9 protein-coding genes are annotated in these 11940 nt (G+C 71.0%); 4 read left to right on the top strand and 5 right to left on the bottom strand.

Annotated features, from left to right (window positions below):
* A partial coding sequence (locus DLJ59_RS35705; RefSeq protein WP_148097000.1) for a phosphatase PAP2 family protein occupies nt 1-992 on the bottom strand: 992 nt, incomplete at its 3' end.
* A gap of 138 nt (nt 993-1130) precedes the next feature.
* Between DLJ59_RS35705 and DLJ59_RS35710 the strand changes: the two genes are divergently transcribed.
* Both DLJ59_RS35710 and DLJ59_RS35715 read left to right on the top strand, forming a co-directional pair.
* Entirely contained in the window at nt 1131-1535 is a 405-nt protein-coding gene (locus tag DLJ59_RS35710) for a thioesterase family protein (protein ID WP_124778519.1), read from the top strand.
* On the top strand, nt 1532-2362 hold the full coding sequence (locus DLJ59_RS35715) for an MBL fold metallo-hydrolase (protein ID WP_124778520.1): 831 nt from the start codon (nt 1532-1534) through the stop codon (nt 2360-2362). Before DLJ59_RS35710 ends, DLJ59_RS35715 begins: the two co-directional genes overlap by 4 nt.
* A gap of 5 nt (nt 2363-2367) precedes the next feature.
* On the opposite strand, the gene DLJ59_RS35720 is transcribed toward DLJ59_RS35715, so the two are convergent.
* The 3 genes from DLJ59_RS35720 to DLJ59_RS35730 form a co-directional block, all read right to left on the bottom strand.
* The gene (locus tag DLJ59_RS35720; protein ID WP_158630957.1) at nt 2368-4194 is read right to left on the bottom strand and encodes an alpha-galactosidase; all 1827 of its coding nucleotides are present in this window, start codon (nt 4192-4194) and stop codon (nt 2368-2370) included.
* A gap of 92 nt (nt 4195-4286) precedes the next feature.
* A complete protein-coding gene (locus DLJ59_RS35725) occupies nt 4287-5222 on the bottom strand; it encodes a carbohydrate kinase family protein (protein WP_124778522.1) in 936 nt (311 codons plus the stop codon).
* Between the two features lie 114 nt (nt 5223-5336).
* A complete protein-coding gene (locus tag DLJ59_RS35730) occupies nt 5337-6554 on the bottom strand; it encodes an XdhC family protein (RefSeq protein ID WP_124778523.1) in 1218 nt (405 codons plus the stop codon).
* Between the two features lie 352 nt (nt 6555-6906).
* Between DLJ59_RS35730 and DLJ59_RS35735 the strand changes: the two genes are divergently transcribed.
* Nucleotides 6907-8025 carry a lytic polysaccharide monooxygenase gene (locus DLJ59_RS35735; protein ID WP_124778524.1) on the top strand — a complete coding sequence of 373 codons (1119 nt, stop codon included), beginning with the start codon at nt 6907-6909 and terminating at the stop codon, nt 8023-8025.
* Between the two features lie 87 nt (nt 8026-8112).
* Here DLJ59_RS35735 and asnB read toward each other — a convergent pair whose 3' ends face one another.
* The gene (asnB, locus tag DLJ59_RS35740; protein ID WP_091405235.1) at nt 8113-10074 is read right to left on the bottom strand and encodes an asparagine synthase (glutamine-hydrolyzing); all 1962 of its coding nucleotides are present in this window, start codon (nt 10072-10074) and stop codon (nt 8113-8115) included.
* A 132-nt stretch (nt 10075-10206) separates the two neighbouring features.
* On the opposite strand from asnB, the gene DLJ59_RS35745 reads away from it, so the two are divergent.
* The gene (locus DLJ59_RS35745) at nt 10207-11688 is read left to right on the top strand and encodes an aminopeptidase P family protein (protein ID WP_124778525.1); all 1482 of its coding nucleotides are present in this window, start codon (nt 10207-10209) and stop codon (nt 11686-11688) included.
* Nucleotides 11689-11940: the final 252 nt, after the last annotated feature.

Raw genomic sequence — 11940 nt, forward strand, 5'->3', positions numbered from 1 at the left:
GTGGGCTGCTCCGTGGGGCGTTCCGCCTTGCCGCTCGGGTGGCGGGCGCGCCACACCGCCCAACCGCGCTCCGCCAGACCGACGACCAGGAAGGTCACCCCCACGTACGCCCAGCCGACCAGCACGTCGATCACGTAGTGCTCACCCGAGTAGACCAGGGTGAAGGTCATCGCCAGCGGGTACGCGAGCAGCAGCGGCCACCACCGACGACGGGTGGCGGTGAGGAAGAACAGCACCACGAACAACGCCCACGCGGTGTGTAGCGACGGCATCGCGGCGACCGGGTTGGAGGCGATCTGGCCGGCGTTGAGGACGTTGCCGGCGCCGTGCATGCCGAACGCCTTCCAACCCCGGGTCGAGATCCGGGCGACCTCGGTGAGCAGCCCGTTCTGCGCCGCCCACCAGGGCGGGGCAGCCGGGTAGACGAAGTAGGTGACCAGGCCGGCCGCGCAGAGGAAACCCCAGCGCCGCATGTACGCGGCCCAGCGGTGCCGGTCGCGCAGCCAGAGCACCGCGGCGGCGGCCAGCGTCACCACGAAGTGGGAGAAGTACACCCAGCTCGTGGCGACATCCCACCAGTGCACCTGCGGGCGGTAGAGGTGCTGCTGCAACCAGACGGTGGGCACCTCACCACCGGTGGCCCAGCCGAACATGGACCGGTCGGCGACGATCAGCTCCATCGCGTGCGGGGTGGCCCCGTTGTCGGCGAAGCCGCGCGAGAGGTTGTACGCCATGAAGAGCAGCACCACCGGCACCCAGTCCCGGGCGAAGCGCAGGTGGCTACGCCACGGGCGTTCGCTGTTCCAGGCGATGGTCGCGGCCCAGATCCAGACGAAGGCGTACGCCGGGTCGGTGGGCAGGCCGATGGCCAGCCACGCGGCGACGAAGGCGACCGCCCAGACGGTCATGGCGACGATGCGCCGACGACCCCCGTCCGGGGACGCGGGCGGGTCGGTCCGGGCGGGGGGCTGGGGGTCAGTCACGACGGCCATCGGAGTCAAGGTTAACGACGGGGACGGCATCGACCGACGGGGACCACCCGGCGAGGCCGTGCACAGGTGGGAGGGCGGGCGGTGCCGGATCCCCGGCCGCGTGCTCGACCGGCCCGGTGAGCCCCTAGGCTGACGACCATGCAGGAGCAGCCCGAGCCGGCCCTCACGCCGGGTCTGACCGCCCAGGTCGAGTTGACCGTCACCGACGCGGACACCGCCCAGGCGGTCGGTTCCGGGGACGTACCGGTGCTGGGCACTCCCCGGGTGGTGGCGCTGGCCGAGGCGGCCACCGTCGCGGCGACGGCGACCGGGATGCCGCCCGGTTCGACGACCGTGGGCACCCGGGTCGAGTTGGAGCACCTGGCGCCGACCGTGGTCGGCCGGACGGTTCGCGCCCAGGCGCTGCTGGCGGCCGTCGATGGTCGCCGGCTGTCGTTCGAGGTCACGGTCAGCGACGGCGACCAGACGGTGGCCCGGGGTCGGGTGGAGCGGATCCTCGTCGACCGGGGACGCTTCGTCGAGCGCGCTGGGCGGGCGTCGTGAACGCGGGTTTCGTCGAGGTCGCCGACCGGGTGCACGTGCTGGCCGAGCCGCTGCTGCGGGTCAACGTCACACTGGTCGTCGGTGACGACGAGGCGCTACTGGTGGACACGCTCTCGTCGGCCGCCCAGGCCACCGAGCTGGCCGCGGCCGTCCGGGCGATCACCGACCGTCCGTTGACGCTGGTCAACACCCACCATCACTACGACCACTGCTTCGGCAACGCCGTCCTGGCCGGCGACCCACCCCGCCCGGTGTACGCGCACGCACGGGCCGCCGCCGCCCTGCGCGAGGAGCCGGAGCGGCTGCGCCGGGAGGCGTACGAGGAGTTGCTCGCGGAGCACCCGACGCTCGCCGCCGAGCTGGCCGACACCCCACTGCTCGCCCCGACGCACACGGTGCATGTCGAGACGGTCCTCGACCTGGGCGGCCGGCGGGTGCTGCTGCGACACCCGGGGCGGGGGCACACCGACGCCGACCTGGTGGTGCACGTGCCGGACGCCGACGTGTTGGTCGTCGGCGACCTGGTGGAGCAGAGCGGCCCGCCCGCCTTCGAGGACTCGTACCCCCTGCAGTGGCCGGACGCGGTCGCGGACCTGCTGCGGCTGACCACCGCGCGCACGGTGGTGATCCCGGGTCACGGCGACCCGGTGGACGTCGACTTCGTCCGGGCCCAGCACGCGGAGCTGGCGAAGCTGGCCTGGTTGATCCGGGCCGCGCACACCGGCAGCGCCCCGCCGGAGCGGGTGGCCGCCGAGGCTCCGTTCGGCGCCCGCCCCGCCCTGGTCGCCACGCACCGCGCCTACCTTCAGCTGAACGGTGACGCCTGACCCGCCTACGCCGGGGTGCGTCGCCACTGCTGGTTGCTGCCGGTGCCACACGTCCACTGCACGACGCGGGCCCCGTCGGTGGTGGCGGAGTTGAGCACGTCGAGGCACTTGCCGCTGTGCCGGGCGACGAGCTGCAGGTAACCCGTGCCGAGGTCCTGTACGCGCCACTGCTGGTTGGTGCCGCCGTTGCAGCTCCACTGGATCACGCGGACCCCGTCGGCGGTCGCTGTCGCGCCGCCGTACACGTCGAGGCACCTGCCGCTGTGCACGCTGACCACCGTCTGGTAGCCCCCACCCGCGTCCTGGAACCGCCACCGCTGGTTGGGCTGGCCGTTCGCGGTCCACTGCACCATCTCGGCGCCGTCGGTGGTCGCGTTGTTGTACACGTCCAGCAGCTTGCCGCTGTGCCGCGCGGTGAGGGTGTACGTGGCGGGCACCGGCACTGTGGTCTCCGGGGCCAGCCGGTACAGCCCGGCCCCGTGGGCGGGGATCGAACGGCTGAGGGTGCCGGTCACCGTGCCGAGGGCCGCTCCGGACCACAGGTCGGTCACGGCGGCTGACCCGATCCCGAGGTCGGCGAGGTTCACCGACACCTGCGCCGCGCTGCTGTCCCGGTTGAAGAGGGCGACGTACCGATGGTTGCTGCCCGGCACGTCGGCGGTCCACACCTGCCGGCTGCCGCCGTAGAGCTGACGGTTGTTGGTGCTGTTCTGGTTGACCCCCAGGACCGCGGCGTTGGTCATCAACGCCAGTTCCGCGGCGCGGTTCTCGACCAGGTTGCCGCCCCACATCAGCGGCGCCCGGTTGATCGCCCAGAGCGACATCAGGGTGCGCTGCTCGTCGGAGGTCAGGTTGGAGTATCGCGGCGACCCGACCGGCCCGTACTTGGAGAGCCGGCCGATCGGGATCATGTCGGCGTCGGGCCAGGCGCCGGTGGTGCGGTACGGGGTCCAGTTGCGCAGTTGGTCGAAGAGCGCGTCGACGGACGACCAGTTGTCCCACAGGTCGTTGACGATCCGCCACATGTGCGCGTTGGCCTGGACGTGTGCGCCGTTGGCCAGCGAGGTCGGGCCGGGTGACAGGCTCAGCACCATCGGACGGCCGCTGCGCTGGATGGCCAGTCGGTACCCCTCGACCTCGGACTGCCGGTAGGTCGGGGCGGCGATGTCGTCCACCTTCACGTAGTCGACGCCCCAGGAGGCCAGCAACTGGAACATCGAGTCCAGGTAGGCCTGCGCGCAGGGGTTGGACATGTTCAGGCCCCACATCAGGTTGAGCCAGGCCGCGGTGGTGGTGTTGTTGATCTGGTTGGCGCGGCAGGTGGTGCCGAGGATCGGGACGTTGTCGGCGACCGCCTGGCGGGGAATGCCGCGCATCAGGTGGACGCCGAACTTCAGCCCCTGCGCGTGGACGTGGTCGGCGAGCGGCTTGAACCCGTTCTCACCGGCGGCGGAGGGGAATCGGGTGGTGTCGGGCAGCAGCCGCCCGTTGGCGTCCATCCGAAGCCGGGGTTGCAGGCTCGCGTCCTGGTTGGGGCTGTTGTTGTGCCGACCGGGGTAGTACCAGGCCCAGTCGATCACCACGTACTCCCAGCCGAACTGCCGCAGGTTCGTGGCCATGTAGTCGGCGTTGGCCCGGACGTCAGCCTCGGTGACGCTCCAGTTGAACGAGTCGTAGCTGTTCCAGCCCATCGGCGGGGTGTCGGCTACCCCGTTGTCCCAGGCGGCCGCCCGCTCCGGCGGGTCGGCGACGACCATCCCGGCAGCCACGAGAAGCATGACCAGCAGGGCCGCGACGTGGCGGAAACCCAGAGGTACCAGGACCACACGCATCAGAGCCTCCCCCGACGACACCATATTTCCATCGCGCGTCATCGATGTTAACGCTCACAAAAGCCGGAGGTCAACCCACCCCCGGGGCGTGGTCAGATGGTGAAGCGGGTCAGGACGGCGGCGCGGGTGGGCATGGCGGTGGCGCCGCCCGGGGATTCGCAGACCAGGCCGGCCACCCGCAGCGCGAACGCCACCCGGTCGACCCAGCCCGACGGGCCCTCCGGTTCGCCGTCGACGAGCAGGTCGGCGATGAGCGCGGCCATCACCGAGTCGCCCGCGCCGGTGGTGTCAATCGGGTTGACCTTGGGGGCCGGCACCCGGACCGGATCGGCCTCGGCGGCGGCCAGCACCGCGCCGGCCGCGCCGAGCGTCACCACCACGGTGGCCGCCCCCAACTCGCGCAGGTACGCCGCCACGCCCTCCACCGGCTCGCCGGGATAGAGCAGCACGGCGTCGGCGGCGCTCAGCTTCACCAGGTGCGCGCCGGCCGCGAACTCGGCCACCACCTCGCGCAGCCCTTCCAGCGCGGCTGGCCCGCTCAGCAGCCGGGGCCGTACGTTCGGGTCGAAGACCCGCAGGCCGGGGGCGAGCGACCAGGCACGTCGGGCGGCGGCCAGCGTGCTGGGTTGGAGCAGCACGATCGAGCCGCAGTAGAGCACGTCGGCGCCCTCCAGCAGCGCCAGATCCAGATCGTCGGGGCCGAGCAGCCCGTACGAGGCCGGCTCGCCGTAGAAGCGGAAGTCCGGCTCCGGTCCGGCGTACGTGACCACCGCGAGCGTCGTCGGGGCCGGCACCGTGATCGCACCGGCCACCCCGACGTCGGCCGCGGTGAGGAACGTGCGAATCCGGCCGCCCAACGCGTCATCACCGAGCGAGCCGACGAACTGTGCCGACCCGCCGAGTCGGGCCACCCCGACCGCGACGTTGAGCGGGCCGCCGCCGATGGCCTGCCGATAGACCCGCTGCCCGTCGAGTTCGCCGTCGAGCAGGTCGACGAGCGCCTCACCGAGCACCACCGCGTATCCCATGCCGATCCTCTCGTCGTCGCCACCGGCCGCCGGTCGCCGAGGCGATCGCCGTGGCCTCAGGCTGGCACAGCGCGCGGCCCGATGGGCGCCGAAGGCCACGCACCGACGTGCCCGCTACCCCGACCGGTGGATCGCGCCGTCGAGCGCAGCGAGCGGGCGGCCGGTGCCACCCCACCGGGCCGCGACGATCTGCGCGGCCACACTCACGGCAGTCTCCTCCGGGGTACGACCACCGAGATCCAACCCGATCGGGGAGGCGAGCCGGGCCAGCTGCGCCGGGCTGAGCCCCGCCTCACTGAGCAGCTTGTGTCGCTCGTCGTGGGTGCGCCGTGAGCCCATCGCGCCGACGTACGCCAGCGGGTGGCGCAGCGCCAACTCCAGCAACGGCACGTCGAACTTCGGGTCGTGGGTCAGCACGCACACCACCGTCCGCTCGTCGAGCCGACCGGCTGCCAACTCCGTACGCAGGTAGCGGTGCGGCCACTGCACCACCACCTCGTCCGCCTCGGGAAAGCGCCGCGCGGTGGCGAAGACCGGCCGGGCGTCGCAGACGGTGACCCGGTAGCCGAGGAACGCGCCGATCCGGGCCACCGCGGCGGCGAAGTCGATCGCTCCGAAGACGACCATCCGGGGTGGGGTGGCGTACGTGGTCACGAAGAGACTGATCCCGCCGCCTCGACGCTGCCCGTGGTACCCGTACCGGAGCATCCCGCTCCGCCCGGCGGCGAGCAGCCCGAGGGCGTCGGCGCTGGCGGCGTCGTCGAGCCGGTCGTCGCCGAGCGAGCCGACGGACCGCTGGCCGGTCAGGACCAGCCGCCGGCCAAGCCGCCGGGCCGGGTCGCTCGACCGGTCGTCGTGGGCGTCCTTGTCGGCGTAGGCCGGTGGCTTGTCGGCGTCGGCTGTTGGCTTGCGGTCGTCGGCTGTCGGGTTGTCGGCGTCGGCGGCCACGCAGGTGACGATTGCCGCCGGATGGCCGTTGCGGCGGGCGGCGGCGATCGCGTCCAGCGCCGGCAGAGCGTTCGCGTCGACGCGCTCCACGAACACGTCCAGGATGCCGCCGCAGGTCAGGCCCGCGGCGTACGCGTCGTCGTCGCTGACCCCGTAGCGGCGCAGCTCGGGTTGGCCGGTGTCGAGCACACGGCAGGCCCGTTCGTAGAGATCCGCCTCGACGCAGCCGCCGGAGACGCTGCCGACGACCGTGCCGTCCGCCGCGACCCCCATGGCGGCGCCGGGTGGCTGCGGGGCGGAGTGCCAGGTGGCCACGACGGTGGCCAGCGCGACCGGCTCGCCGTCGCGGCACCGGCGGTGCACCTCGTCGAACACGTCCGGCACCGACGGCCGCCTCTCCGTTCCCGCTCCCCGTAGGCAGGATATGGCGTTCCACGGCGACCGGCGGGTCTTCTCCTGCATCGAGGAACACCTATTGCGCTCGGCCCGTGCGACATGGTGGGATGACGCGTACCGGGCGGTGCGAGGGCTGCCGCGCCGCCGGTTGCCGGGTTGGTTAGACGCGAGGGCACCGGTCCAGGACAGGACCGTCGACGGCGCACGTCCACTGGCTGTTTCCGCCGGGGCACGTCGCTGTGATCGTCGCACCGCTCACGACAGCGGGGCGATCAGGCCACATCCCACCCGATTGCGGCGAGGCGGCTCAGGCAGCACGCCTCGCGAGTCAGGAGAACCCGTGAATCGTTCCCGTACGGCCGCGTTACTCACCGCGGCCGTGACCCTCGCGCTGGGCGCTGTCGCCGTGGCGTCCGGTCCGGCCGCCGCGCACGGCGCGGCGATGACGCCGGGCAGCCGCACCTACCTGTGCTGGCAGGACGGCCGCAGCCAGACCGGTGAGATCAGGCCGAACAACCCTGCGTGCGCCGCCGCGGTGGCGCAGAGCGGGGCTAACTCGCTCTACAACTGGTTCAGTGTGCTGCGCTCCGACGCGGGCGGCCGGACCACCGGCTTCATCCCGGACGGGCAACTGTGCAGCGGCGGCAACTCCGGTTTCCGCGGCTACGACCTGCCCCGCACCGACTGGCCGCTGACCCACCTGACGTCCGGGGCGCGGTTGGACTTCAAGTACAGCAACTGGGCGCACCACCCGGGCACGTTCTACTTCTACGTGACGAAGAACAGCTGGAGCCCGACCCGGGCGTTGGCCTGGAGTGACCTGGAGGAGCCGTTCCTCACGGTGACCAACCCGCCGCAGCGCGGCAGCGTCGGCAGCAACGACGGGCACTACTACTTCAGCGGCAACCTGCCGTCGGGTAAGAGTGGCCGGCACATCATCTACTCCCGCTGGGTCCGCTCGGATTCGCAGGAGAACTTCTTCGGCTGCTCCGACGTGACGTTCGACGGCGGCAGCGGCCAGGTCACCGGCGTGGGCCCGGGTGGTACGCCGACCGACCCGCCGACCGACCCGACCGACCCGCCGACCGACCCCACCGATCCGCCGACCGACCCGACGGATCCGCCGACCGACCCGACCACCCCGCCGCCGTCCGGCGGTGACTGCATGGCCACCTACAAGGTGTCCAGCGCCTGGCAGGGCGGCTTCCAGGGCGAGGTCACGATCATGAATCACGGCAGTACGCCGTTCTCCGGTTGGACCGCGAGCTGGACCTGGCCCAACGGACAATCGATCAGTCAGATCTGGGGTGCCACCCAGACGTCGTCCGGCTCGACGGTGACGGCGACAAACGTCGCCTACAACGGCACTGTCGCACCGGAAGGCACCACAACGTTCGGCTTCCTGGCCAGCTCCACAGGAACCAACGGGCTCCCCACGGTCACCTGCGCCCGCCGCTGACCACCACCTGAAATGATCAAGAGGTTTGCGTCACCGGAAACGCTCCGGATGACGCAAACCTCTTGATCAACAGGGTGGGGCAGGGGGTCAGCGGACCATGGAGCCGACGACCGGCTTCGTGAGCAGCGCGGACTGGTTGCGCTGGATGCCCGGGTCGAGCGTCTTGGCCACGAAGATCGCGTGCCAGATGCAGAAGATCAGCACCGTCCACACCTTGCGGGAGTGGTCGGCCTCCTCCCGCTTGTGCTCGTCGAGCAGCCGCAACGCGTACGACAGGTCGAGCAGATCGCCGGCACCCGAGGTGCTGAGCACGTGCCGGGCCCACTCGTACATCTCGCCGCGCAGCCAGACCCGGGTGGGGGTCGGGAAGCCCAGCTTCTTGCGGTTGACGATGGCCGGCGGCACAACTCCCTGCAACGCCTGACGCATCGCGTACTTGGTGGCGTCGGAGCGCGGCGGCAGCTTCAGGTCGACCGGGATCTTCGCGGCGACGTCGAAGACCTCACGGTCGAGGAACGGCACCCGCACCTCCAGCGAGTGCGACATCGAGATCCGGTCGGCCTTGACCAGGATGTCGCCACGCAGCCAGGTGTAGAGGTCGACGTACTGCATCTTGGTGACGTCGTCCAGCTCCGTGCACTCGGCGTAGATCGGGGCGGTGACATCCGTGTAGCGCACCGAGGGGTCGTAGCGGCGCATCAGGTGCTGCTTCTCCTCCTCGGTGAACATCCGGGCGTTGCCGTAGTAACGCTCCTCGATCGGGGTGGTCCCGCGCTCCAGGAAGCTCTTGCCCTTGACCCCCTGCGGGATCGCCTTGGAGACCGCGCGCAACCCCTTCTGCACACCGCCGGGCAGGCCGTTGACGGTGCCCAGCGACAGCGGCTCCCGGTAGATCGTGTAGCCGCCGAAGAACTCGTCCGCGCCCTCACCGGAGAGCACCACCGTGACGTGCTCGGCGGCCTTCTTGGCCACGAAGTAGAGCGGCACCAGCGCCGGGTCGGCCACCGGGTCGTCCAGGTGCCAGACGATCTTCGGCAGCGCGTCGATCATGTCCTGCGGACCGATCTTGGTGGGGATCGTGGTGACGTCGAGGTGGCGGGCCGAATCCTGCGCGACGTCGATCTCCGAGTAACCGGGCACGTCGTAGCCGACGGTGAAGGTGAGGATGTTCGGGTTGAACTCACGGGCCAACGCCACCACCGCTGTGGAGTCGATGCCGCTGGACAGGAACGAGCCAACCGGCACATCGGAGCGCATGTGCATGCGCACGCTCTCCCGCAGCGTCTCGCGGATCTCGTGGTAGAGCTTCTGCTCGTCGTCGACCGGCGCCGGCCGGAACACCGGCCGGTACCACCGGCGTACGTCGATCCGGCCGCCCGGAGTCCAGTTCAGGTACTCCCCCGAGCCGATCCGGCTGATGCCCTTGTGCAGGGTGCCGGGCTCGGGGACGTACTGCAGAGTCAGGTAGTGGCTCAGGTTTGCCGTGTCGACACCCGCGTCGCCCTGGTAGTTGCTGTGCGCGAACGGCAGCAGCGCCTTCTTCTCCGAAGCCAGATAGAGGCCGTCGGCGGTCTCCAGGTAATGCATCGGCTTGATGCCGAAGTAGTCGCGAGCACCGAACGCCCGCCGCTCCTGCCGGTCCCAGATGACGAAGGCGAACATGCCCCGCAACCGGGTGAGCACCTGCTCACCCCAGAAGTGGTAGCCCGCGACGATCACCTCACCGTCGCCGGCGGTGGCGAACTGGGCACCGAAGTTCCTGATCAACTCCTCGCGCAGCTCGATGTAGTTGTAGATCTCGCCGTTGAAGGTCAGCAGGTAACGGCCGTTCGCGTAGGGCAGTGGCTCGTGGCTCGACGCGACGTCGATGATGGCCAGCCGCTTGTGGGCGAACACGCCGTCCGCGTACCGGCCGGAGGCGTCGCCGACCACCTCGACCCCGGTCTCGTCGGGGCCGCGGTGGTGCAGGCATTCCAACGCTCCGGCGATGTGGTCGCGATGCGCGGCGGCGTTGCCGTTCGCGCTGAAGAAGGCCAGAAGTCCGCACATGGTGGCCATCTTTCCACGCTCGCCGTCGGCCCTTGCAGCCGTCCGTCGATCCACCCGACTCCCGGTGGGCGTTACCGCCAACCGGGCGCGCGGTACCGTCGGGACCAGCAACGAAGCGGAGGGAGCGGCGCAATGACCGAGGGACAGACCGACGGTACGCCGACGGACGGTACGGAATCGCACGATCCGGACTTCCCGGAGGCGTTCCTGTCCTTCATGCGGCAGGGCTGGCGCGACACGGCGCTCCCCGTGACGCCCCGCCCGGAGACGCCCAACTACGCCAAGCGGCGGGCGGCCCTCTCGGCGGCCTTCCCCGGCGAGACGCTGGTGATCCCCACCGGCACCGAGAAGGTCCGGGCCAACGACACCGACTACCCGTTCCGGCCGGGCAGCGACTTCGCCTACCTGACCGGCGACCACGACGCCGACAGCGTGCTGGTGCTGCGCCCGAACGGCTCGGGGCACGACGCGACGCTGTACATGCGGCCCCGGTCCTCCCGGGAGACCGACGAGTTCTTCCGCAGCCGCAACGGTGAGCTGTGGGTCGGCCGGCGGCACACCCTCGGTGAGAAGTCGACCGAGCTGGGCCTGCCCACCGCCGACCTGACCGGCCTGGAGGCTACGCTCGCCGACCTCGCTCCGGGGCGTACCCGGGTGTTGCGCGGTTTCGACGCCCAGGTGGACGCGGCCGTCCGCCCCTACGACGGGCCCCGCGTCGAGGGCCAACCAGCTCGGGACCGGGAGCTGGCGATCGCCATCTCGGAGATGAAGCTGGTCAAGGACGAGTGGGAGATCGGCCAACTCCAGGACGCGATCGACGCCACCGTCCGCGGCTTCGAGGACGTGGCCCGGATCCTGCCGGCCGACCGGGCGGTCTCCGAGCGGCTGTTGGAGGGCGTCTTCGCGCTGCGGGCCCGCCACGACGGCAACGACGTCGGGTACGGCTCGATCGTCGGCGCCGGCGAACACGCCACGATCCTGCACTGGGTGCACAACCACGGCGCCACCCGACCGGGCGACCTGCTGCTGATGGACATGGGTGTCGAGGGCCACAACCTCTACACCGCCGACGTGACCCGGGTGCTGCCGGTGAACGGCCGGTTCACCGCCCTGCAACGCCAGGTCTACGACATCGTGTACGCCTCGCAGCAGGCCGGCATCGAAGCCATCCGCCCCGGGGTGAAGTTCAAGGACGTCCACCTGACCTGCATGCGTGTCCTCGCCGAAGGGCTGGCCGAGCTGGGCCTGCTGCCGGTGGGCGTGGACGAGGCAATGGACGAGAAGTCGACCGTCTACCGGCGGTGGACGCTGCACGGCTTCGGCCACATGCTCGGCATCGACGTGCACGACTGCTCCAACGCGCGCAAGGAGACGTACCGCGACGGCGCGCTTGGCGAGGGCTACGTGCTCACCGTCGAACCCGGGCTGTACTTCCAGCCGGAGGACGAGCTGGTCCCCGCCGAGCTGCGCGGTGTGGGCATCCGGATCGAGGACGACGTGCTGGTCACCGCGACCGGCGCGGTGAACCTGTCGGCCGGGCTGCCCCGCACCTCCGACGAGGTGGAAACCTGGCTGGCCGAACAGCGCGAAGCCGGCCCCCGCCTGCCCAGCTAATCCGCCTGCCCAGCAAAGCCGCCTGGCCCTCGTCTGAGGGCTGGCGGCCGGGCGCGCAGCCGGGCGCGCAGCCGTGATCCACTCGGTTTCCCTGAAGTCGCGCTAACCACGTCACTCGGATACCGCGACTTCAGCAAAACCGAGTGGATCACGCCGCGGGGGCCCGCGATGTGCGGTTTGCGCACACCGCGACGGCCACATTCCCGACAACGGCGACGTGCCCCGCCCGCCCGACAACCGCAACCCACCCTG

Source organism: Micromonospora inaquosa, assembly GCF_003857055.1.
Taxonomy (GTDB): domain Bacteria; phylum Actinomycetota; class Actinomycetes; order Mycobacteriales; family Micromonosporaceae; genus Micromonospora; species Micromonospora inaquosa.